The 22,480-nt window shown below is 70.5% G+C and carries 22 protein-coding genes; 10 read left to right on the forward strand and 12 right to left on the reverse strand.

The genetic code is table 11. The features are described from left to right. The first annotated feature begins 1,130 nt into the window (after positions 1-1,130). The 6 genes from A3IG_RS0122725 (at position 1,131) to idi (ending at position 6,809) form a co-directional block, all read left to right on the forward strand. A complete protein-coding gene (locus A3IG_RS0122725) occupies positions 1,131-2,198 on the forward strand; it encodes a type III polyketide synthase (protein ID WP_201787507.1) in 1,068 nt (355 codons plus the stop codon). 66 nt (positions 2,199-2,264) lie between these two features. Next, positions 2,265-2,822 carry a cupin domain-containing protein gene (locus A3IG_RS0122730; RefSeq protein ID WP_018385896.1) on the forward strand — a complete coding sequence of 186 codons (558 nt, stop codon included), beginning with the start codon at positions 2,265-2,267 and terminating at the stop codon, positions 2,820-2,822. A 15-nt stretch (positions 2,823-2,837) separates the two neighbouring features. Then, positions 2,838-3,995 (forward strand): DegT/DnrJ/EryC1/StrS family aminotransferase, encoded by a 1,158-nt coding sequence (locus A3IG_RS0122735; RefSeq protein WP_018385897.1) that lies wholly within the window; start codon positions 2,838-2,840, stop codon positions 3,993-3,995. Continuing rightward, complete coding sequence (locus A3IG_RS0122740; RefSeq protein WP_026220569.1) at positions 3,992-4,990, forward strand: methyltransferase; 999 nt, start codon at positions 3,992-3,994, stop codon at positions 4,988-4,990. The genes A3IG_RS0122735 and A3IG_RS0122740 overlap by 4 nt, the downstream gene beginning before the upstream one ends. A 137-nt stretch (positions 4,991-5,127) precedes the next feature. Beyond that, on the forward strand, positions 5,128-6,042 hold the full coding sequence (locus A3IG_RS0122745) for an aromatic prenyltransferase (RefSeq protein WP_026220570.1): 915 nt from the start codon (positions 5,128-5,130) through the stop codon (positions 6,040-6,042). Between the two features lie 173 nt (positions 6,043-6,215). After that, positions 6,216-6,809 carry an isopentenyl-diphosphate Delta-isomerase gene (idi, locus tag A3IG_RS30920; protein WP_265736657.1) on the forward strand — a complete coding sequence of 198 codons (594 nt, stop codon included), beginning with the start codon at positions 6,216-6,218 and terminating at the stop codon, positions 6,807-6,809. A gap of 117 nt (positions 6,810-6,926) precedes the next feature. Here idi and A3IG_RS0122755 read toward each other — a convergent pair whose 3' ends face one another. Further along, complete coding sequence (locus A3IG_RS0122755) at positions 6,927-7,301, reverse strand: DoxX family protein (RefSeq protein WP_018385901.1); 375 nt, start codon at positions 7,299-7,301, stop codon at positions 6,927-6,929. Between the two features lie 240 nt (positions 7,302-7,541). On the opposite strand from A3IG_RS0122755, the gene sigJ reads away from it, so the two are divergent. The 3 genes from sigJ (at position 7,542) to A3IG_RS0122780 (ending at position 11,458) form a co-directional block, all read left to right on the forward strand. Further along, positions 7,542-8,477: an RNA polymerase sigma factor SigJ gene (gene sigJ, locus A3IG_RS0122765; RefSeq protein ID WP_018385903.1), complete on the forward strand. Its 936-nt coding sequence runs from the start codon at positions 7,542-7,544 to the stop codon at positions 8,475-8,477. 98 nt (positions 8,478-8,575) lie between these two features. Further along, on the forward strand, positions 8,576-10,156 hold the full coding sequence (locus tag A3IG_RS0122770) for a class I adenylate-forming enzyme family protein (protein ID WP_018385904.1): 1,581 nt from the start codon (positions 8,576-8,578) through the stop codon (positions 10,154-10,156). A gap of 231 nt (positions 10,157-10,387) precedes the next feature. Beyond that, positions 10,388-11,458 carry a methyltransferase gene (locus tag A3IG_RS0122780; protein WP_456154803.1) on the forward strand — a complete coding sequence of 357 codons (1,071 nt, stop codon included), beginning with the start codon at positions 10,388-10,390 and terminating at the stop codon, positions 11,456-11,458. A 173-nt stretch (positions 11,459-11,631) separates the two neighbouring features. Here the strand turns inward: A3IG_RS0122780 and A3IG_RS0122785 are convergent, their stop codons facing one another. The 6 genes from A3IG_RS0122785 to A3IG_RS0122810 all read right to left on the reverse strand — a co-directional run bounded on the left by A3IG_RS0122785 (position 11,632) and on the right by A3IG_RS0122810 (position 15,738). Beyond that, complete coding sequence (locus tag A3IG_RS0122785) at positions 11,632-12,003, reverse strand: nuclear transport factor 2 family protein (RefSeq protein WP_157862295.1); 372 nt, start codon at positions 12,001-12,003, stop codon at positions 11,632-11,634. 85 nt (positions 12,004-12,088) lie between these two features. Then, positions 12,089-12,235: a hypothetical protein gene (locus A3IG_RS34390; RefSeq protein WP_018385908.1), complete on the reverse strand. Its 147-nt coding sequence runs from the start codon at positions 12,233-12,235 to the stop codon at positions 12,089-12,091. Positions 12,236-12,254: 19 nt separating this feature from the next. Beyond that, positions 12,255-12,863, reverse strand: a complete 609-nt coding sequence (locus tag A3IG_RS0122795; RefSeq protein ID WP_018385909.1) for a TetR/AcrR family transcriptional regulator — start codon at positions 12,861-12,863, stop codon at positions 12,255-12,257. Continuing rightward, positions 12,850-13,593 carry an ABC transporter permease gene (locus tag A3IG_RS0122800; protein WP_018385910.1) on the reverse strand — a complete coding sequence of 248 codons (744 nt, stop codon included), beginning with the start codon at positions 13,591-13,593 and terminating at the stop codon, positions 12,850-12,852. The genes A3IG_RS0122795 and A3IG_RS0122800 overlap by 14 nt, the downstream gene beginning before the upstream one ends. Beyond that, positions 13,593-14,528, reverse strand: coding sequence for an ABC transporter ATP-binding protein (locus A3IG_RS0122805; protein ID WP_051087599.1), 936 nt, complete (start codon positions 14,526-14,528; stop codon positions 13,593-13,595). The genes A3IG_RS0122800 and A3IG_RS0122805 overlap by 1 nt, the downstream gene beginning before the upstream one ends. 253 nt (positions 14,529-14,781) lie before the next feature. Continuing rightward, positions 14,782-15,738, reverse strand: a complete 957-nt coding sequence (locus A3IG_RS0122810; protein WP_018385912.1) for an ArsR/SmtB family transcription factor — start codon at positions 15,736-15,738, stop codon at positions 14,782-14,784. An 84-nt stretch (positions 15,739-15,822) separates the two neighbouring features. On the opposite strand from A3IG_RS0122810, the gene A3IG_RS0122815 reads away from it, so the two are divergent. Continuing rightward, the gene (locus tag A3IG_RS0122815; protein ID WP_026220571.1) at positions 15,823-16,896 is read left to right on the forward strand and encodes an alpha/beta hydrolase family protein; all 1,074 of its coding nucleotides are present in this window, start codon (positions 15,823-15,825) and stop codon (positions 16,894-16,896) included. 611 nt (positions 16,897-17,507) lie between these two features. On the opposite strand, the gene A3IG_RS0122820 is transcribed toward A3IG_RS0122815, so the two are convergent. The 5 genes from A3IG_RS0122820 to A3IG_RS0122840 all read right to left on the reverse strand — a co-directional run bounded on the left by A3IG_RS0122820 (position 17,508) and on the right by A3IG_RS0122840 (position 22,380). Then, entirely contained in the window at positions 17,508-18,200 is a 693-nt protein-coding gene (locus A3IG_RS0122820) for an ester cyclase (RefSeq protein ID WP_018385914.1), read from the reverse strand. A 155-nt stretch (positions 18,201-18,355) separates the two neighbouring features. Next, complete coding sequence (locus A3IG_RS0122825) at positions 18,356-19,603, reverse strand: alkaline phosphatase PhoX (protein ID WP_018385915.1); 1,248 nt, start codon at positions 19,601-19,603, stop codon at positions 18,356-18,358. Between the two features lie 557 nt (positions 19,604-20,160). Continuing rightward, positions 20,161-21,186: an iron-containing redox enzyme family protein gene (locus A3IG_RS0122830; protein WP_018385916.1), complete on the reverse strand. Its 1,026-nt coding sequence runs from the start codon at positions 21,184-21,186 to the stop codon at positions 20,161-20,163. After that, a complete protein-coding gene (locus tag A3IG_RS36010; protein ID WP_018385917.1) occupies positions 21,183-21,659 on the reverse strand; it encodes a CDGSH iron-sulfur domain-containing protein in 477 nt (158 codons plus the stop codon). The genes A3IG_RS0122830 and A3IG_RS36010 overlap by 4 nt, the downstream gene beginning before the upstream one ends. After that, the gene (locus A3IG_RS0122840) at positions 21,643-22,380 is read right to left on the reverse strand and encodes a HemK2/MTQ2 family protein methyltransferase (protein ID WP_018385918.1); all 738 of its coding nucleotides are present in this window, start codon (positions 22,378-22,380) and stop codon (positions 21,643-21,645) included. Before A3IG_RS0122840 ends, A3IG_RS36010 begins: the two co-directional genes overlap by 17 nt. Positions 22,381-22,480: the final 100 nt, after the last annotated feature.

Here is a 22,480-nt window from a genome sequence, read left to right on the forward strand (position 1 = left end):
GCGGCCCGTGGATAGTGAGTTCGGGGAACCAGGGCTCGGGGGCGGTTGGCCCACGGCGGCAGCGCTCGGCGATGGCCGGGCCGCCAGCGCCTCCGGCCAGTGCGCCGCGACTTCGACCTGCCCGCGCGTACCGCCTCCGGGACGCCTCCCCCCGGTGACCTGCGTGATCGTCACGTTCGCCGCGCATCTCCAGCGCCGTCCGAGCCCGCCCCGTCCCCGGCGTCCCCCAGCCACGAGCAGCCTTTCCCCTGTCCACAGGGCACTGGGACCACCGGCCAACCTGACTGTGGCCAAACAAGGTTGACGGATCAACGACCCTTGACAATCGGGCGGTGAAGAATCTATACATATAATAGTGACCTAGTTTCCGCCCTCATGCCGCTGGCATAGTTCCGGGCGGCTGGATCACGCGCCGTGGAGCCGGCGCTTCCCACAGTCGCGGCCCGAGTGGTCGGTCACATCAGGGACCACTCCTCGGAGGAATCCCGGCTGACTGGTCGACACATCGGGGACACCCGTCGGGCCGGGTGCGCGCGGATCCTGCGGAAGCCGTTCACCCCGCGTCCGCGGCGGCCCCTCCGAAACGGGACCCCGTCCCCTGCTCACCCTCGCGTTCGCCGGCAGCACGCCGGTGGGCCCACACGGCCGAGGAGTCGGTCGAACGTGGCGCGAGGTGCCCGACAAGTGCTCTCCCTCGCGGGGTCCCCCTCAGCGCGGGGAGGGCGTGTCGCCCCGCCCCATGCGGAAACGTTTCAACACTTCCGTCGAGCGGCCGAGGCACCACCGGACTTCCCACCACACCGGGCCCCGCACCCCACGGTCTCGTGCGGCACCGCACGATCCGCGACCGAACGCCCGCGGAGGTCCCGGGACCGCCGATCGAGCACCACCTGACGGCCGGTCCCCACCACACACACCCGCCGTGCACCTCGACGGCAGCAGCAGTTCGACAACTGGCGACATCGGAATGAGGAAAAGAACACGGCACCTACCCGAGCCCGCCCCTGGAAGTGCGCCGTGGCAGCGGCGTCACGGCTGATCCTGCGGTGATCCAACCGGGCCGCATCGGGAGACTGCGAGAACTATCCGCACGTACACAAGGCAGACTCTAGAGAAAGTAGATTCTTGACATGCCAAGGCTATGCAAGCCGTCGGTGAGTGTGCCGGAATACGTCATCACCATGGAAGAGACCCTCGAATTCGCCAAGAGAGTACACGCCGGAAAGCCGCAGCTTCCTCTGGCACTCCGGTTGATCCAGAACACGGGGGTGCGGAAGCGGCACATCGTGCAGCCCATCGAGAAGACTCTCCAGCACCCGGGGTTCGAGGAACGCAACCGCATCTACGAGGTCGAGTCCAAGAAGCGGTGCCCGGAGGTCATCGAAGGAGCGCTGGCGAACGCCAGCCTGTCGGCACAGGACATCGACGCGATCATCTACGTGTCGTGCACCGGGTTCCTGATGCCGTCGCTGACCGCATGGCTGATCAACACCATGGGTTTTCGCTCCAACACCCGGCAGATCCCCATCGCCCAGTTGGGCTGCGCGGCGGGCGGCGCGGCCATCAACCGCGCCCACGACTTCTGCACGGCCTACCCCGGCAGCAATGTACTGATCGTCTCGTGCGAGCTGTGCTCACTGTGTTACCAGCCCGAGGACGACGGTGTGGGCTCGCTGCTGTCCGACGGGTTGTTCGGTGACGCGGTCGCGGCGGCCGTGGTGCGGGGCAGCGGTGGCACCGGCGTGGCGTTGGAGCGCAACGCCTCGTACCTCATTCCTCACACCGAGGAATGGATCTCCTACGCCGTGCGGGACACCGGATTCCACTTCCAGCTCGATCGCCGGGTGCCCGGGACGATGGAACCGCTGGCACCGGTGTTGCGTGATCTCGCCACGGACCACGGCTGGGACATCGGCAACCTCGACTTCTACATCATCCATGCCGGCGGCCCGCGGATCCTCGGCGACCTCAGCAAGTTCCTCGATGTCGACCTCAAGATGTTCCGCCACAGTTGGGCGACCCTGACCGAGTACGGCAACATCGCCAGCGCGGTCGTACTCGACGCGCTGCGCCGGCTGTTCGAGGAGGACGCGCCGATGGCGGGGGCCACCGGCGTGATCGCGGGATTTGGTCCCGGCATCACCGCCGAGATGGCGGTGGGCACGTGGACCGTCGAATCGCCGGAGAAAGTGGGCTGATTCCAACGGGGGCATCGCCACCCCACTTGAGTGAGATCCCGCACCGACGACAGGGAAGCGAATCGCATGAGCGGCCTTATTGTCCCGTCCGGTCACGGCCGAAAGCTGGTCACCGACAAACAGGAGGTCACGTTCAAGGTCACCGCGGCGGACGGGTCCGTCATATCGGTCTTCGAGGTGGTGGTTCCTCCCGGATTCGACGTCGGGGCCCACACCCATCACCGCTCGCAGGAGTTCTTCTACGTGCTGGAAGGAGAACTGGACCTGCTCGCGTTCGAACCGACCAAGCGCACCGAGGAGCGTTGGCAGGACTGGGAGTCGCCCGACGGGGACCGGGTGGTCCGCGCGGGCGCCGGTAGCTGCATGTTCGTCCCCGCAGGAACACCGCACGCGTTCAGGAACGCCACCGACAAGCCGGCGCGGATGCTCTTCCAGAGCTACCCGTCACCCGACCACGAGCGTTACTTCGAGGAGATCTGCGAGATCTTCTCGGCGGGTGGCTCGGTTGATCCCGACGCGGTGCAGCGGATGCGCGACCGCTATGACATCAGTCAGATCACGCCGCTTCGGTACGAGCCACCCATTCCCTCAACGTCCCATCGAGCACCGGAACGTGAGGCGTAGCGAAAGGTGACCACGATGGACACGATTCCCCTGGTCCACGCCAGCTTGGGCGAACAGGAGCTGGCAGCCGTCGCGGAGGTGTTCTCGTCGGGCTGGCCGGCTGGTCAGGGCCCGAGGGGGAAGGCGCTGGAGTCGGAGCTGGCCAAACGTTACGGCGTTGGCGACGCGGTGGCGGTGAGCAACTGCGGCGCCGCACTCCACCTGGCCCTGCTGGCGCTCGGCGTCAGACCGGGCGACGAGGTGATCGTCGCCGACTACACGTTCCCGGCTCCCGCCCACGCGGTGCGGTACGTCGGTGGCGTCCCGGTCTTCGCCGACGTGCTTCCCGACACCGGCACCGTGGACCCCCAGGCGGTGGCGGCCCTGGTGGGGCCGCGAACGGTCGGTGTGATCGCGGTGGACACCCTGGGCCTGCCCGCCGACTACGCCGAGCTGAAGTCGATCACGGACCGCCACGGACTCTTCCTCATCGAGGACGCCGCCTGTTCGGTCGGCGCGACGTACCAGGGCCGCGAGGCGGGCGCGCTGGCTCCGGTCGCCTGTCTGTCCTTCCACGGGCGCAAGGGGGCCACCAGCGGTGAGGGCGGGGCCCTGCTCACCGCCGATCCGGCACTGGGGGCGGACGCAAGGGTCCGGTCGTCCTTCGGGATCGGGAGCATCTTCGACCAGGCGCAGGTCGTGGGCCTGCCGATACCGGTGTTCACCGAGGTCGGCTACAACTACAAGCTGTCGGACATCGCCGCGGCGATATTGCAGGTGCAGATGGGTCGGATCGGCGAGCTGCTGGACCGCCGGCGCGCCGTCGCCGCGCTCTACGGGGAGATGCTCGGCGACGAGGACCTCGTCACGGTGCCGCACGTGCCGTTGGACCGGACCCACGCCTGGCAGTCCTACATGGTGACGTTGGACCCGAGCGTGGACCGGGCGGGGGTCGCCGCCGACCTGCGGGCCCAGGGCATCGGCTGCGGGCACGGCGCGTGGGCGTGTCACCTGCAGCCCGTGTACGAGACGAAGCAGGCCTGCCCGGTGTCCGCGGACCTCTTCGAACGCAACCTCGCCATCCCCATGCACGCCGAGCTCAGCACCAACCAGGTCGAACGAGTCGTGGAGAGCCTGCGTGCCGCGCTTCGAACGCACGCGCGTCCACACGGGGTCCCAGGAGGGGCAGCATGAACAGCAGCCAACCGACGCCGGATCGGATTATGCAGCTCATCAACGGCTACTGGGCCACCGGCATCCTCGGCGCGGCGGCGAGCCACTCGCTGTTCACCCACCTCGAGGCAGGCGCCGACACCGCAGAACGGCTGGCCGCCCGGGCCGGGATCTCCGGGCGCGGCGCGCAGACCCTCCTCGACGGGCTCGTCAGCCTGGGCCTGGTCGAGCTGCGCGACGGCGGTTACCGCAACACCCCCGAGGCAGCCTCCTTCCTGGTCGAGGGCAAGCCCACCTGTCTGAGCAGCTTCGCCAAGCTCAAGCTGACCCACATGGGCGACCTGGTGGCCCTGCCGGACGTGGTCCGGGCCGGGGGGCCGGTGGAGGACGCGACGGTGGAGGTCGCCGACAACCCCCACTGGGAGGAGGTCGTCCCGGCCATAGCGGGCCAGTCGGTGCCCGTGGCGAAGGTCGCCGCCGAGATCCTGGGGCTGGCGGACGCCGGTGAGATCTCGATCCTCGACGTGGGCGGCGGCTCGGGCATCTACTCGGCGATCTGGCTCGGCCTCAACCCCGCCGCCCGCTCCACCCAGCTCGACTGGGGGCCGATCAACGCGATCGCCCGGCGGCTGGTGGCCGAGCGGGGCGTGGCCGACCGGTTCACCTGCGTCGACGGTGACTTCCACACCACCGAGTTCGGCGACGCGGCCTACGACGTGGCGGTGTACTCCCACATCGCGCACCAGGAGGGGCCGGAGGACAACGTCGCGCTCCTCACCAAGCTCCGGGGCGCCCTCAGGCCCGGCGGCACACTGGTGATCTGCGACTTCATCGTGGACGACGACCGGAGCGGCCCGCCCTTCCCGTTGGTCTTCGCCTCGGAAATGCTGCTCAAGAGCAAGCAGGGAGGGACCTGGCGGCGCGCCGACTACCATGCCTGGCTCCTCAAGGCCGGCTTCGAGGAGGTCTCCTTCCACGCCACGCCGTCGCCCGCCTCACTGGTCATCGCCCGGTAGCCAGCGCGCAGTGTGGACGAGAGCAGGGGCGCCACCCGCCGGACACCGCTCGGGCGATCCGCCCAGTGACGCTCTTGGTGCGTTGCCAAGATCTGTCCTCAACCCAACTGACACCAAGACTGACACCAGGAGGACGAATGTCCGGGACCGCTGAGTTGCCGGGTCTCTACACGGCACTTGAGGAATCAGCCCGGTTGCTGGATGTGACCTGCTCGCGCGACCGGGTCTGGCCCATCCTCACCGCGTACGGGGACGTTCTCCCGCGGGCGGTGATCGCCTTCCGGGTGGCGACCGGCTCCCGCCACGAAGGGGAGCTGGACTGCCGCTTCCTGTCGCTCCCGGGGGACGTTGACCCGTATGCCGTCGCTGTGTCGAACGGCCTCACCGCGGAGACCGACCATCCCGCCGGCGCCCTGCTCTCCGACATCCAGCAGCGGTGCCCCATCGACAGTTACGGCATCGACTTCGGAGTCGTCGGCGGCTTCAAGAAGACCTGGTCGTTCTTCCCGGGCGACGACTTCCAGGAGTTGTCGAAGCTCGCCGACATCGCGTCCATGCCGCGCGGCCTCGCCGAGAACGCCGGTTTCTTCGCCCGGTACGGCCTGGACGACCGGGTGAGCCTGGTCGGGATCGACTACCCGCACAGAACGGTGAACGTGTACTTCGGGGAGCTGCCCCCCGAGTGCCTGGAACCGGAGGCCATACGGTCGATGCACCGCGACCTCGACCTGCCCGAACCGAGCGAGCAGATGCTGGGGCTCAGCCAGGAGTCGTTCGGACTCTACGTCACCCTGAGCTGGGACTCGCCGAAGATCAAGCGGATCTCCTTCGGCGTCATGACCCCGGACCCGCAGACGCTCCCGGGGCGGCTCGACCCGAAGATCGAGCACTTCGTGAAGAACGATCCGTACGGTGCCGCCGCCCCGAAGGTCGTCTACGTCGCCATGTCGTCGACCGAGGGGGAGTACTACAAGCTCCAGTCGTACTACCGGTGGCGGCCCCGGATGCTGGACCTCATGCAGGTGTCCGACGACACCGAGGACCCCGCATAGCCTCCCGCCCGGTGGTGGGGCTTCGCCGCGGGCACGAGGCCGCCGGGGCGGTCTCCCCCGCCCGGCCGGGCGGACGCGTGTCGATAGGCCGTTTTGTCACTCATCTCCGGTCGGCTCACCGCCGCCCGGATCACGGAGGTAGGTGACCCGCCATAGTTACTCGGGAATCGCATCTGGTGGAGCTCGTCGACGCGGACGGTGCCGCCACTGGTTCCTGCACGGTCGCCGAGGCGCACACCGCGCCCGGCCGACTGCACCGGGCGTTCTCGGTGATGCTGCTGGACGACCTGGGCCGCGTCCTGGTCCAGCAGCGGGCCGCGGAGAAGACCCGGTTCGCGCTGCGTTGGGCCAACGCCTGCTGCGGTCACCCGGCACCCGGGGAGACCGTGTACGAGGCCGCCGCCAAGCGGTTGGTCGAGGAGATCGGGGTGCAGGGGGTGACGCTGCACCAGGCCGGCGTGTACCTGTACCGGGCCGAGGACCCGCAGACCGGCCGGGTCGAGCACGAGTACGACCACGTGCTGGTCGGCCAGGTGCCGGCGGATCCGCGCCTGCGCCTGGACCCGGCCGAGGTGGCGACCGTCCGTTGGCCCGCACCGGACCGGTTGCGCGTGGACGTGGCCGACAACCCGGACCGCTACGCCCCCTGGCTGCGCGGTGTGCTCGCGGTGGCCACCGAGGCCGCGGGCCACCTGCCGGGGGCCGCCGCGCTCGCCCTCCCGTCGGCCGACACCACCGCGACCAGCGAGGTACACCCCGCCGGCTGAGCCGGCGGACCACACGACGGCGGCCCCGGCACACGTGCCGGGGCCTGCCGCGGTCGGCCTGGTCGGGCGGAAGGGGTCAGGCCGCGGGGTCGGGCGTGGCCGGACGCCCGTGCCCGCTCAGAAGGAGTGGGGGCCGAAGCGGCCCCAGGCCACGAAGGCGGCGAGGGCGAGCAGGACCGCGGTCACCACGAGGGACTGGGTCTCGTGACGGCGGAGGTGGGCGACGAACGCGCCGATCATCAGCAGCACCACACCGACGGCGGCCAGCGGCACCAGAACGGGCGCGATGTCGAGCGCCGCGGGAAGGATCAGGCCCACCGCGGCCAGGAGCTCCAGGGTGCCGATGGCCTTGATGGCGCCGCTGCTGTAGCCCTCCATGACCGCCATGCCGGAGGCGACCAGCTTCTCCTTGGACTGGAACAGTTTCATGGCGCCACCGGCCAGGAATACCACGGCCAGTAGTCCCGCAACGATCCACAGGGCGGTGTCCATGAGGGTTCTCCTCGCGAGGGTGTGGGCGACTTCGGTGTCGAAGCCGGAGGCGGTGATCGGGGTCCCTCGGGTGGCGGCCGGGGTGGGGCCGACGGGCGAAGCCGATCTTGTCAGCAGTACGACGACGCAATCCCCCGTAATGTGAGGCGGGGTGACGCGCCCGCTCCAGGACGCGCCCGTCCCGGTTGCGGTCTCGTCGAGTCGGTGACGACAGATGCAACCACGGGAGTTGGCGACACCATGAACACGCAGTCCGAGTCGGGAGACGACGGCCGGCTCGATCCCGGCCTGGCCGCGATCCTCAGCGAGCGGCGGCAGTTGATCAACCTCGGGTACCGGCTCCTCGGCTCCCTGGCCGACGCCGAGGACGTCGTCCAGGAGACGTACGCCCGCTGGTACGCCATGTCCCCACAGCAACAGGAAGCCATCGAGTCCCCCGGCGGCTGGCTGATGAAGGTGGCCAGTCGCATCTGCCTGGACCTGCTCGGCTCGGCACGGGCCAGGCGGGAGAGGTACGTCGGCGAGTGGATACCCGAGCCCCTCCCCGACCGCACCGAGTGGATCAGCGGGCGGTCGGACGGCACCACCACCGACCCGGCCGACCGCGTCACCCTCGACGAGTCGATCAACATGGCCTTCCTCGTCGTCCTCGAGTCGATGACCCCCGCCGAGCGCGTGGCGTTCATCCTCCACGACGTCTTCCACTACCCCTTCGCCGAAGTGGCCGAGATCGTCGGCCGCACCCCGGCGGCGTGTCGCCAACTCGCCTCGTCGGCCCGCCGTCGCATCCGCACCCGCCAGGCCCCGGCGACCCCCGCACCGCAGCGCCCCGACATCGTCAGGGACTTCAAGCAGGCGTGGGAGGCCAAGGACATCGACGCCCTCATCGGCCTCCTCGACCCCGACGTCACCACGGTCGCCGACGGGGGCGGCCTCGCCAGCGCGGAACCCCGCCCGATCGAGGGCGCCGAGCGGGTCGCCCGCGTCCTCGTTGACATCGCCGACAGGGCGCCGGACCTGACGTTCCTGCTGCGGACCGTGAACGGTCAGCCCGGCCTGATCGCTCAGCGCCAGGGCGTCACCGTGGTGGTGTTGGCGCTCGACGTCGTGGACGACCGGATCAGGCACATCTGGGCGGTGCGGAACCCCGAGAAGCTCCGCCCCTGGACGGGGTGACTCCCCGCCACCCCGTTGTCGAGACAGCCGGCCCGGGCGAACAGCCGAGCCAGCGACAGCCCGAACGTCCACCGAACACCGCGAAGGAGGCCGTCAGCATGAAGGGCTTCGTGATCCACAAATCGATACGGAAACGCGGTCTTCACCTCGGCACCGTGCCGGAGAGAGCCGCGGCCAGGAACAGCTCGACGCTGCTCACCCTCGATCACGACCTGGACGTCCTCCCCGAGGCGGGACGGCGCCTGACCGTGGCCGAGCTCGCCGATCACGTGGACGACCTGGCGGGCCGGCTGTCGGTGGCCGGGGTCCGCCCCGGTGAACGCATCGTGATCTACAAGGCCGCCAACTTCGACGTCTGGGTCCTCGCCATCGCGGCGTCACGCGTCGGAGCCGTTCCCGTGATGCTGTCGCCCGCCCTGGACGGAGCGACCGTCGGCGCCCTGCTCGAGCGGCTCGACCAACCGAAGTTGCTCACCGACCTGCACAAGCTCGACGTCCTCGCCGAGGTGCCGGTGACGGCCCTCACCAAACAGGTGATCACTGTCGCCGGAAGCTGGCCGGGGGCCACATCGCTCTCCGAGCTCGCCGGGGCACCTCGGGTCCAGCCGGTGTTCCGGGCGATGGACGAGGCCGCGATGGTCACCCACACCTCCGGCACCACCGGGCTCCCCAAGCTCGTCGTGCACACGCCACGGAGCATGGGCGCCCGGCTCACTCCCCAGTGGTGGCTCCTGTCACTGATCAGGAAACGGGAGACCGTCGCGATCAGCATCCCCTTCGTGCACTCACGGCTGTTCGCGGCGATGGCTCTGGCGCTGCTCAAGGAAATGCCGGTCCTGCTCATGAACAAGTCCGACCCCGACGAGGTCGCCGCGTCGTTCGTCAAGCACCGGCCGGGGTTCGTCGAGGCACTTCCCAACTCGCTGATGGAGTGGGAGGGGCTCATCGACGACCCGCGCCGGCCGTTCGCCTCGGTGAAGTACTTCAGCAGCACGTTCGACGCGATCCACCCCAGGACGATGAGCCGGCTGCTCAAGTCGTCGGAGCGGCGGGCGGCGCTGTTCTTCCAGATCTACGGGCAGAGCGAGGTGGGCCCCGCGGTCGGCCGGCCCTACTTCCGCAGGACCGCCCACCGGGCGGACGGGCGCTGCGTCGGTTTCGCGATGCCGGGCTCGGCGAGGGTCCGCGTGGTGAGCCGGGACGGCAGGCCGCCGTCCGAGAAGAACCCCGGCTTCATCGAGGTCGGGTGGGAGGGCCTGGCGAAGTCCTACTTCGGGGAGGAGGACAGGTTCGACGCCAACCTGCACGGCCAGTGGTGGCGGACCGGGGACGTCGGGTACCGCACCAAGCTGGGTTGCGTGCACATGCTCGACCGGGAAGTGGACATGATCCCCGGGGTGGGAAGCACCCTCGAGGTCGAGGACCTCGTGCTGAGCAGGCTGGAGGAGCTGAGCGAACTCGTCGTGGTGCAGGGCCCGAACTCCCAGCCGGTCCCGGTGATCTGCACCAACGAGGACCGTCCGCTGGACCGGGACCGCTGGCGGGCGGCCGTCGCCGACTTCCCCCAACTGGCCGACCCGATCCAGGTCCCGCAGGCCGAACTGCCCCGGACCGCCACGTTGAAGGTGAGGCGCGTCGAGCTGTCCCGCCGGCTCCAGGAACAGATGGAGCAGGCGTGACCGTGGTCGGCGGGGGCGTGACCGCTCCCGCCGACCGTCCGCGGGACGGAGCGCGGACACGACCCCGGATGACCGTCGCCGGCGTCTGATTCGTCAGTGAGTAGAACCTCATCACGAACGGTGACCCGCACGCCGGGAGGGGTGCCCCTCAACAGGGGGCGGCATTTCTCCCACCTGGTGCGCCGCGGTGGTGTGGTGGTGGAGACAACCAACTCGAAAGGGATCAGTGGAATGACGCCAGAAGCCACTCTCGCCCGTTTCCGTGAATACATGGTGGGACCCGCGCGGTTCATGAACCTGCTGTCCTGCTTCGAGCTCGGCATCATCGACGTGCTCCGGGAGAACCCCGGAATGACCGCGGCCAAGCTCGGCGACGCCGTCGGCGCCAAACCGGATGCCGTGGAACAGTTGCTGCACCTGCTGGTCAAGGAGGGCTTCGTCTCCCACGACGAGGGGTCCGGGGCCTACGCCCTCGACGCGCTCGCCGGGGTCGCCGAGGCCGACCTCAGGCGAGCGCTCACGTACATGAACATGATCAAGGTGGTCGCGCTCAGGCAGTTGTTCTACCTCACCGACAGCGTGCGGACCGGTACGCTCGTCGGCCTTAAGGAGCTCTACGGGGCCGAAGGAACCCTGTACGGCGCCGTGGCGGACCACCGGGACCTGCGCGAGTCCTGGGCGACGTTGATGGACAACGTCACCGCCAACATTGATCCGTGGTTCTTCGGCAACGTCGACATACCCGCCGGCGCCCGGGTGCTCGACCTCGCCGGGAACACCGGTCTCGGGGCGATCCACACCTACCAGCACAAGGCGTCCCCCGGGCTCCGGGTGACGACCTTCGACCTGCCCGAGAAGGAAAAGGAATGCCTGGAGAACTTCAGGGCCCATGGGGTGGACGAACACTGCTCGTTCATCGGCGGTAACGTCTTCGAGGGAATCCCCAAGGGGTTCGACGTCGTGCTGATCAAGCACTTCCTCGACATGTTCGACAAGGACGACGTGTTCAGAATCCTCCAGGGCGTCCACAGCTCGCTCGAGGTCGGTGGACAGGTCAACATCATGGTGCCGGTGTACCCCGAGAACATAAAGGACACCGACAACTACAACGTTGACTTCTTCCCGGCCTTCTTCATCGGCTGCACCATGGCCCAGGGTGGGCCGCAGAAGCTTTCGACGTACCGCGGTTGGTTGGAGGAGTGCGGGTTCGAGGTCACGAAGGCGGTCACCAAGGACCCCGCCGAGGTGCCCCGGGACGTCATCCCCGTACAGGCGATCCTGTGCGCGACGAAGACCGCGTGACCAACCGGGCGCGGTGGTCCCTCGGGCACCCGCCGCGGTACGGATCACCACGTCCGTGACGTGCGCGGGGTCCGAGGGCTGGCTCCGGCGTGAGGGCAGGGCCTCCCGGCAGCTCGGTGCGGCGATGTCGACCGAGCACCGGGAGGCCCTGCCGTTCGGCTCGGCCGTGGCCGTCAGGACCAGAAGTCGTCGACCGCGCGTTGGTCGGCGTTGAAGATCGTGATCGCGGTGACCCGGGCGTCGTCCACGGTCACGAGGTGGACCGTCGGGTTGGTCAGGGGTGGGCGGCCGGTGCGGGTGGCTCGGGAGACGCCGTAGACGGCGGCGTGCCGCCGCCCGTCCATGATGTCGATGATCTCGGTCTGGGCACCGCCGGGGACTATGGCGTTCGTCGCGCTGGTGAAGCGCAGGAAGCCGCTGAGGCCGTGGTAGACCCCGGACACCGGGCTTGTGCCCGGCACGTCCAGCCGCGCTTCCGGGTGGAGGAGTCGGCCCACGGTGGCGGTGTCGCCGCGGGAGGCGGCGGCGTAGAGCCGTGCTGCCACCTCCCGGGGGGTGACACGGCCAGGTTCCGTGCTGGAGGCGCTGTCCACTGCTGACTTCCGTTCTGCAGGTGGGCGTTCAGGGGTGTCACTGCGGGGGCAGTACGCCCACGACGTGCAGCATCAGGCCGATGGCCGAGAAGGCCACTGCCGCGACGACGACCAGCACCGTCCTGCGGGTGTTCGTCCGCCCACCGGTGGTCTGGTACGGGGTCGGTCCGGGTGACTGGCGCATCGAGATCTCCTGTGTGGGATCACTGCCCGGCGGCGATGGCCGTCGCCGTGGCGGTGAGCATCTGTTCCAGTGCGGGGCGGGTGGGGTGGGGCCACTCCTTGCCGGCGATGAGCAGGTTGTGCAGGGTGCTGGCGATGAGGTAGCCGAAGGCGTGTTCGTCAACGTGCGCGGCGACGCGTCCTGCCTGCTTCTCGGCGGTGAGGTAACGAGACAGGACGTCGGGGAAGGCGCTCGGGCCCATCCCACCGTTCTCGGCGGTGTCGGCGACCGCCTGCCGCAACGCCGCGTCGGCGAAGATCTCCTGACTGAGGGCGATCGCCGGTGAGTCGAGGAACGCGGTGGCGAACCGGGTGAGGTTCCCGCCGACGGTCCCGGTGCCGGCGCTCTGGACGAGCTCGGCGCACGCCGCGCGGAGCTGGTCCAGTTCAGCGTCCACGATGGCGGTCACCAGCTCACGGCGGTCGGCGAAGATCTTGTAGGGAAGACCGACGGCGCAACCGGCCTCGGCGGCGAGCGCCCGGGTGGTGAGCGCGGAGGCGCCCTCGCGGGCGATCAACTGGCGGGCGTGCTCGATCAGGGAGGCCCGCAACCGGGCGGTGGCCTCGGCGCTCCGCTTAGCCGGTGACATCGTCACGCTCCACCTGGCGCACCCCGACCACCAGGGCCACGGTGACGAGCCCGAGCAGGACCGCACAGGCCGAACCCACCGGCAGCAGGTGCTCGGCCGGCTGACGGCGCAGGCTCAGCGACGCGACGCCGGGCAACCAGCGGAACACCGAGGGAGCCGCCGCGAACAGCGCGGGCTCCACCAGCACCGTCCACGTCAGCGCCCCCACCAGTGCGGGCACCGGGCGCCGGACGATCGCCCCGACGGCGACGCCGATCACCCCGAATAGGGCGGCGACCGCGACACAGCCGATCAGGGTCAGCCACACCGCCGACCGTTCCAACGGCAGGGCCAGGCCCCTGGCGCGGTACCAGCCCCATGCCGTCGCCGTGGCGGCCAGGGCCGCCACCAGCCCGTAGAGCGCTCCCAGCCCCAGGTAGACGACCGTCTTGACACCCACCACCCGTGAACGCCGGGGAGTGCTGAGGAACACCTGACTGGCCTGCCCGAACCGCCACTCGCCCGCCATGCCGATGACGCCGGCCACCAGGACGAGGATCGCCCCACCGGCCGCACCGTGCAGCGCCTCACGTATCCGGTGGTCGCTGAGCAGGTCCGTGGACTCGCCGTCAGCGGCGATCAGGGGGGCGATCGTGCCGAGGACCCCCACGGCGACGGTGCTCACCAGCAGCCACCAGGTGACGGGAGTTGCGCCGACCTTGCGCAACTCGGCGCGGAACAGGTGCCCCATCACGCCACCTCCGCATCGGCGGCGGTGCCGGGCTGCCGGATCGGCGAGCCGGCCAGCCGGAAGTACACGTCCTCGAAGCTGTTGGGCCGCTCGGTGAGCCAGTGGACCGGTCCCGCGCCCACGGCGGCGGCGAGCTCACCGGTCTCGCGGGCCGAGGCCCCCTCGATCAGCAGGGTGTCCCCCTCGGTCACGACCCTGAGGCGGCGGGCGCGCAGGGCCCGTTCCATGGCCGCGGGGTCGGCGCAGCGCAGCTCGACCACGGACTGTCCGACCAGCAGTTCGTCGAGCGGGGTGTCAGCGACGAGACGGCCGTGGTCGATGATCAGCACGCGGTGGGCGATCTCGGCCAGCTCGGACAGCAGGTGACTGGAGACCAGCAGCGCACGGCCCTCCCCGGCCAACTGGCGCAGCAGGTTCCGCACCCACAGGATGCCGGGGGGATCGAGGCCGTTGACGGGTTCGTCGAGGACGAGGACCCCCGGGTCACCGAGCAGCGCGCCGGCGAGCGCCAGTCGCTGGCGCATCCCCAGGGAGAACCCGCCGACCCGTCGTTGGGCGTGTTCCGTCAGCTCCACCAGGTCCAAGACCTCGTCCACCCGCCGGAGCGGGAGGCCAGCCGCCGTGGCGATGACGCTCAGGTGCGTGCGGGCCGAGTGCCCCGGATGGGCACCCGGGCCGTCGACGACCGCACCGACCTCCCGGCGCGGGTGCTCCAGGTCCCGGTAACGCCGCCCGTTCACCAACGCCGTGCCGGCCGAGGGCGTCACCAGCCCCAGGAGCATCCGCATCGTCGTCGTCTTGCCCGCGCCGTTGGCCCCGACGAAGCCGGTGATCGTCCCCGCGGGGACGTCGAAGGAGACGTCGTCGACCACCGAGCGGTGGCCGAACACCTTCGTCAACGAGCGGCAGGCAATCTCTCCCTGTCGTGAGCGCATGCTCACGACGTTATCGTGAGCATGCGCTCACGACAAGGGGGTGGCCGGCCCCGGGGAACATCGGTACCGCGCTGATCCGCTTCGCCGCTGGGGTTCGGTTACCTGCCTCCGGACCTGCACCGGGGCTGGCTGCGGTCCGGATCGTGCCGGTGGAACTCCGGGTGATGAACAGGCCGAGGCCTACGGAACGTTCGCCTACGGAACGTTCACCTACGGAACGTTCACCGAGGAGCCGACGAGACGACCACGGCGGTCAGACGCCCGTGACCAGCGTGCCGAGGGCCGTGCGCTGGTGGGTGACCGAGCGGCCCGTGCGGGTCGTCGTCGCCATGCCTGCCGATCTGAGCGCCGCCGCGTGCGACGAGGCCGTCGCGTTGCTGACGTGGAGGGCGCGGGCCAGGGATGTCGTGGTGTGAGGCTCGGCGAGGAGGCGCAAGGCGTCCAGCCGGGTGCGGCCCAGGACGGCGGCCAGGGTCTCGGCGGGGACGGCCGGGCGCCCCGCAGTGGGCGGGAGCCCGGGACCGGCTGGGTACGTCAGGACTGCGGGACGGCCCGGGGTGTCCTGAAGAAGTGGGCCCGCCGGGTGGTGGAAGGTGGGCAGCAGAACCAGGCCGCGCCCATCGAGGCGGACGTCGCGGTCCGGCGCTGCGCCGGGCCATTCCCACACACCCTCGTGGAGTCGGCTGCCCGGGGCCAGGCCGGTCAACGTGGCGGCCACGCCGTGCTCGGCGACCGTCAGGGCGTAGTGGGCGAACTCCTCACGGTGCAGATCCTGTACGACGGACCAGACCGGGGCGAGGACCGTCTCGTACGCGGCCTGCTGGGCGTGGTGCAGGGTGCGCCAGGCCGTCTCGTCGCCCGCGCGCAGGCCGCGGATCCAGAGAGGGGCGGGCACCGCCCCGTAGACCCGCTCCAGCTCGGAACGGACGAGACCGGGGCTGGTGGCGCGGATCTGTTCGAAGCCGTCGGCCATGGTGTCGCCGAGGACGTCGAGGAAGGAGGGCGGGCGGCCCGCTGGAACCAGGTCGCCGAGCGGGTCAGTTGCGGCCGGGAGGGAGCGCAGGACACGGACGCGCCACGGCGCGAAAAGCGGCCCGCCACGCCGGGTCACGGCTGTCGTCAGGGCGGCGTGCAGTTCCTGGAGCGGCGCCGGGCGGGGTGCGAAGCGGATCCGGGCGAAGTCCTGCGCGGTGAACTGGATTCGCAGCACCCTCACACCTCCTCGTCCTGGGCCAGCCTTTCGGCCAGGGCCTGAACCTTCGCATCATGACGGCCCCCGCCCAAGGATCCTCGTATGACTTCTCGACGCACTCTTCTGAAAGGCACCCTATGCGGGGGTGCCGCCGCCCTGGTGCCCACGGCTGCGTCCGCCTCCGGTGGCGGCTCGATCCTCCGGCTGCCCGCGCCCACCGGCCCGTACCCCGTGGGCATGCAGACGGTCCACCTGACGGACCCGGTCCGTACCGACCCGTGGGTGGGCGGCGTGCGGGAGTTGATGCTGACCGTCCTGTACCCGGCCCGATCGGTACACGGCTTCTCCAGGGCCCCGCAGCTCACCCCGGACGAGGCCGGGGTGTTCGCCGAGTACGCGCCGCACGTTCATCCGGGACTGCCGGAGCCGGGAGCGGTGGACTGGGGCGCGGTCCTCACCCATGGCTACGTGGGCGCGCCGCCGCTGCCCGGGCGGCGGCCGGTACTGGTGTACTCACCCGGCGGCGGTGACTCCCGGACACTCGGCACGACCCTCGCCGAGGACCTGGCGAGCCACGGCCGAGTGGTCGTCCTCGTCGACCACCCCGGTGACGCCTCTCAGGTTGAACTGCCGACCGGGATGCGAACGACCGTCCTGATCGGACCGCCGGACCCGGCGACCTTCCGCACGATGGTGGACACCCGGATCGCGGACCTTCGCCTGGTCCTGGGCCGGCTCGGCGACCTGCCGCTCGCACCGGCCATGGACCTCTGCCGGATCGGGTTGTACGGGCACTCCGCAGGCGGCACGGCGGCGGTGTACGCGGCCGGCCGCGACCGCAGGGTCGGCGCGGTGGCGAACCTGGAGGGCTATCTTGACCTGTACCCGACGCCGGACGTCTTCGACCGGCCGCTGCTGCTGTTCCGCACCGACGGATTCGAGGGCGCCGCCCGTATCGAGTCCTCCTGGGCGAACCTTCCCGGCCGCCGCGTGCTGCTTGCCGACGCGAACCACTGGGCATTCACCGACTACGGCTCGCTCGTCGCACAGCTCCAGGCCGCCGGTCTTGTGACGGCGACAGCGCGAGCCGCGCTCATCGGCACCGGCGACCCGGTTGTGACGCTCGCTGAGGTACGGGCCCGGGTGGGGTCCTTCTTCGCCCACCACCTGTCGTAGCGCAACTACGAGGAGGCGGCCGGTGGCCTGCTGCGGCCGCACAGCGGGGCGTCGGTCGTCTGTCGTCACGACGGCGCGTTCTCCGCGATAGCGATCCGCCAGCTTCGTCCTCAGGTCGCCGAGGAAACCGGTCTGCTGACAGCCACAGTGGTTCGGCAGATCGCCGTTGAGGACAAGCCTCACCCGACACGGGACAGCCACGACCAACCGGCTTCTTCCACCTCCAGGCACCCGCAGACACCCCCGATGAGTGGGAGCACCACGTCCACGGCGACGGAGACGACGCCGGCCTCACCTTCGCCTGCCGGTTCCCCTCACTTCCCTGAAGCAACCATTGGCCGACGGTCAAGACGCGTGGCTGGGCCGCATCGACCCGCGCTGGACCACCGTCACCGGCAACAGTCAGTAATCAAGCCGCCAACCGCGCGCCGAATACGCGGCACTCAACATGCGAGCCCACCAGTCCAGAGGCCGGTGAGGTGCCCCCGCGGCGAGCGCGTTCGCGGGGCGGCCCGCGCCGGAGCTGCCACCGCAGCTCGCGAAGGGCAGGGCCGCCCCGTCCGCCCGCCGGGGTCCCCCGGGCCGGACCTCAGTCAGACCTCAGCCAGACCTCAGGTCGGACCGGCACCCAGTTGCCTCAGCATCCCGAGGTCGTCGAGGTTCCACCAGCTCTCCGCGATCCGGCCGCCCTGACAGCGGAAGATGGCCTGCCCGGTTCCCGAGAACTCGCGGCCCGTGGGCTCGTGGCCCCAGAACGTGCCCACATGACGGCCCTTGAAGGAGAACCGCGCGCTCACCAGGTCCCCCTCCTCCATCAGGCTCTCGATGGTCACCACCGGTTCGAGCGCCGTGTGGAGCTCCCGGTTCGCCGCCATGGACTCCTCCAGGCCCATGTCGTCCGGCATGGAGGAGCTGTGCTCCCGGTAGTCGGCGGTGCACAGCGCGCTCTGGGCGTCGAAGTTCCTCTTGTTGGCCACCTCCTCGAAGAAGGCGCGGACCACGATCTTGTTGAGCTGCTCGTCCCGGAGGACCTCGAGGTCCGTGAACGTGGGCGCCTGGTCACAGACCGCCACCATCTCCTGGAAGATCCGATCCGTCTCGGGCAGCTTCGAGTTCTTCACCGCCTCCTCGTAGGAGGGGAACTCCACGATCTCCACCACGTGGGTGGAGTCGGCGCGGTCCCGACCCACGATGGAGTGGGTTGCCGTCCGCTTGCCTTCGGTCGCTCGGACCCAGTCGTCCATCAGCCTGTTCAACTCATCGACCTTGCTGGTCTTACAGTCGATGACCTGGACGAATGTCATGTCGCCTCCTGTGGAGTCGGAAGACCGTGGGATACCTCCAGGGTATGGAAATTTGTCCGATTTGTCCTGGCGGGGTGGTGGCACCCACCAGGCACGGGCCCACCAGGCACGGCACGGGCCCCGCCGGTCGGCGGGGCCCGGTGAGCCGGCCCGGTTCAGCGACGCGTGATCTTCCAGGTGCCGTCCGCGTTCGGCTTGGCGGGGTGCTGGACGTTGAAGAACAGCGCCTTCGGGTCCTTGCCGAAGTAGATGCCGCTGATCTCCGCGCCCGTGTCCTTGAGCGAGGCGAACAACTCCACCTTGTCCGCGCTCCCGTCCTGGTCGGCGTCCGCCGAGGGAGCCCAGATGTCGCTGGCGTAGTTGTCCTCGACGATCCACAGGCGGCCGTCGGGGCCCTGAGCGAGGTTGTCCGGGCTGCTGAAGCCGGTGACACCGGCCCTCCGGTCCTCGACCGGCGCGTTCACGCCGGCCTGGACGAAGCTCGTGAGCGCGTTCTTGCCCAGGTCGATCGCGACGACGCGGTTCTCGCTGGTGTTGGCCACGTAGAGCGTGTTGCCGATGACCTCGACGTCCTCCGGACGACCGAACTCGGTGGCGTGCACCGCGTCGGCGGCGGCATTGGCGTCAACGACGACCTTGCCCATGTCGAGCGCCACCCACTCGAAGGAACCGACCTTGCTCCGGAACGTCCCCGCGTTCCACTTCTGCTCCGCGTCGGACAGACCCGTGAGCTTCAGGGCGTAGAGCTGGCCGTCGGAGAGGTCCCCGCGCCTGGTGGGCACGAACTTGAAGATCGAGCCGCCGTTCAGCTCGTCGATGACGAAGACGGAGCCGTCAGCGCGCGCCTCGATGCCCTCGTGCCGCAGGACACCGACCTCACGGCGCTCCTCGACACGCGTGGCCTTCGAGGGGTCCGCCGGGTCGAGGAACACCTCGAAGAGTCGGCCGCCGTCGGTCTCCTCACCGAAGAGCAGGGTGCCCCAGGGGGTCCACCGCAGACCATCGAGGTGGCGCCAGTCCGCGCGCTGGGCGAGGACCTTCGCCTCGCCGGTCTTGAGGTCAACCACGGACAGGGCACCGTTGGAGCCCACCTCGTGGGTGCGGTAGAGGTACCGGCCGGCCTGCTGACCGGTCTCGTTGACCGTGTTCATGTCGGTGAGGTCGTCGGCGGTGCCGCCGTAGATGTCCAGGACGGTCTCGTCGGCGACGAGTTCCTGGGTGAAGCCCTCGGGGGCGACCAGCGGCACGGTCCAGGTGTCCGACATCTGCTGGTAGGCCGAGCTCTTGATCGGTTCGAACGCCATCGGGCCGGAGGCAGCGGAGGCCGGAACAGCGGCAGCCACACCGAGGGGCAGGCCCACGCTCAGCGTGAGCGCGGCGGCGGCGAGACGGAAGCGGTGCATGGGTGCGTCCTTCTGTGGGGCATCCGGGAGGTTCCGGATGGTGCGCCCCGGACGCTACGAGCGCTTCGTGAACACTTGGCCCCACTCCGGTGACCCGTCGGCGGGTCGGCCGGTGAACATCCGCCGTTCGGGGCGGGCGGCCGGGGAGGTCCCCCACGCCCGCCCCGCAGGGCTCTGCGCACGCGTTCACACTGGTGCCGGTGCAGGAGTTCGGGGGCACGCCGGGGGAACGCTCGCTCTGCGGGGAACGGGGGGCATCCCCGCGTGCGCGGGGAGCAGCCGATCATTCCAGCGCCCGGTTCCGCCTCGGTGGGACCATCCCCGCGTGCGCGGGGAGCAGGGCTACAGGAGTCGGTGTATGTGAACAATCAAGGGACCATCCCCGCGTGCGCGGGGAGCAGGGTGGCGTCGGGTCACGTGGGCCGTCCGCCTGGGGACCATCCCCGCGTGCGCGGGGAGCAGGCTCGCTGACCTGCTGCTTCACTCAAGCGTGCAGCACCGCGAGCACAGTTTCTCGGAACCGACCATACACGCCCAGCGTGCCGGCGGGGCCGGCGTCAGTCGGTGGTGGCGGGGTGCCGGGCGTCCTCCCGCAGTGCGCTGTGGCCGGTGCGCCACGCCGTCAGCAGGTGGTCACCGAGCCGGTCCTCCAGCATGGCGGTGGCCGCGACACCGAAGGTGACGTCGGGGGCGAGTGCTGGTTCGTCCGCGAGCAGGCCGCCCACCACGTCGTGGCGGACCACCTGTTCGTGGACGGCGTCCGCCACCACGTGCTCGGTGTAGAAGTGTTCGGCGGCCGGGCCGGCTCCGGTGCGTCTCATGGCCGCGGCGAGGCGGCGGGAGGCGGGCGACGAGGTGACCTCGAGGAAGGCGAAGTGCCCGACCAGGGCACCGCGCAGCGCCCGGCGCAGCCCGAGGAGCGACATCAGGTTGACCGGGGCGAGTGCCGGTGCCGGCGCGGCGTCCAGGTAGCGCCCGTAGGTGGGGTCAAGGCCGAGGTCCGCCATCAGCAGGGCGAAGAGCCTCGCGTGGATGCCGTCGGCGTGCCCCGCGCCGAACTCGTCGTAGGCGATCGCCACCATGGCGGCCTTGGCCCGGCCGTTCAGTCGGGGGATCACCCAGGCGTGTGGGTCGGCCTCCTTCAGGTGGTACAGCGAGCGGAGGGCGGCGTATTCGCGCACGTGGGTGAGGGTGCCCTGGTGCATCAGGTAGTGGCTGGGGCTTCCTGGGCCGGGTTCTGACGGCTCCACAAGCAGCGCGTCGAACGCCTCGGTGACGTCCCGGGCCGGTGTGACGTCCCGGCGCAGTGCTTCCAGGAAGTGGTCCTCGAGTGCAGCGCGCAGGCGCAGGAGTTCGTGGTCCCACTCGCGGTCGTCGGGGGTCTCGGCGAAGCCCCGGTAGTGGGGCTCGTACAGGGTGTAGAGGGCGAGCTGGAGGTCCTCGCCGTAGGGGTCGGCGTGGTGGATCGCCGACGGTGGGGGCGCCACGGCGGGACCGCGCAGCACGTCGACCGCGGCTACCGACAGGGGGCCGCGCGGGTCGGGCAGGGCGGGGGCGGTCGCGCCGGGCGGGGCGAGGGTCATCGGGTGTGCTCCTGTGAGGGGTGGAGTTCTCGGGGAGCGTGACAGTGGCGGTGGTTCCCCGGGGTGTCGGGCTCTGGGGTGTCGGGCTCTGGGGTGTCCCGGGCGCTCCGGGGCTCCCGCGGGCTGCCTCCGGGGGTGCCGGGGCGGTGGCGACGGTGGCTGGTGTCGCACCAGGGGTAGGCGCCGCTGCGCCGGCAGGTGCACAGGGCGACGACGAAACGGTGGGAGACCGCCGTGGTCCCGTCGGGGAGGACGACCTCCACCGGGCCCTCGACCAGGGTGGGGCCGCCGCGGGACAGGGTGATCCGCCGGGGGCGCGGCGGTGGCCCCGGGACGGGCTGGGGTCCGGCGACGGGCTGGGGGGCGGCGACGGGCTGGGGGGCGGCGACGGGCTGGGGGGCGGCGACGGGCTGGGGGGCGGCGACGGGCTGGGGGGCGGTTCCGGGGGTGGGGCGGTCAGCGGCGTTCGGCACGGATCACCACCAGTTCCTCGCGGTCCTCGTCCGGCGCCAGCAGGCCGCGCGTGCGCAGCCAGTCGAGCCGTGACCGCAGCACCGGGCCGAACGGTATCCGGCGCCGCTCGGTGACCTGGGCGTGCAGGCCGGCTCCGGCCAGCCGTTCCAGGGTGAGGCGTGGGCCGCTGAGCGCCGAGTGGACCAGGAGCAGCACGCCTCCCGGGCGCAGCACGGCGGGCGCCGCGGCGCAGATGCGGTCCAGGACCGCCCGTCCGTCCCGTCCGGCGTCCCAGGCCCTGGCCGGGCCCCGCCCGTCCCGGAGTGCGGGCACGTACGGGGGGTTGCTCACCACCAGGTCGAAGGTGCGGCCGTGCAGCACGGTGTCGAGGTCGCCGTGGAGCACGGTGATCCGTTGCCGGGCGAGCCAGGTGTTCACGCGGGCGGTCAGCACGGCCCGCCAGGCGATGTCCACGGCGGTGACCCTGGCACCCGCGCGGGCGGCGCAGAGCGCCAGGGCGCCGCTGCCGGTGCCGATGTCGAGGACGTCCGACGGGGGGCCGTTCCCCGTGCCCGCCTCCTTGAGCAGGGCGCTGGCCAGCAGGCGGGTGTCGTGCTGGGGGGTGTAGACGCCGGGGAGGGTGAGGATGCGGTCGCGGTCCCGCGCGGGCTGCCGGCCCCGGGGGCGGCGGGGGGCGGCACCGGGTGTCCGGAGCGGGTGGGTCTCGGCTCGGAACGTCATGGGAACGGCCTCCATCCCCGCCTGGGCGTGTCCGCGCCCGGGCGAACGCGGTCGGCTTCCCTCCACGATCCGACGTGGCGGCCGGACGCACCACTCGAAC

The sequence above is a fragment of the Wenjunlia vitaminophila DSM 41686 genome (genome assembly GCF_000380165.1).
GTDB classification, from domain to species: Bacteria; Actinomycetota; Actinomycetes; order Streptomycetales; family Streptomycetaceae; genus Wenjunlia; species Wenjunlia vitaminophila.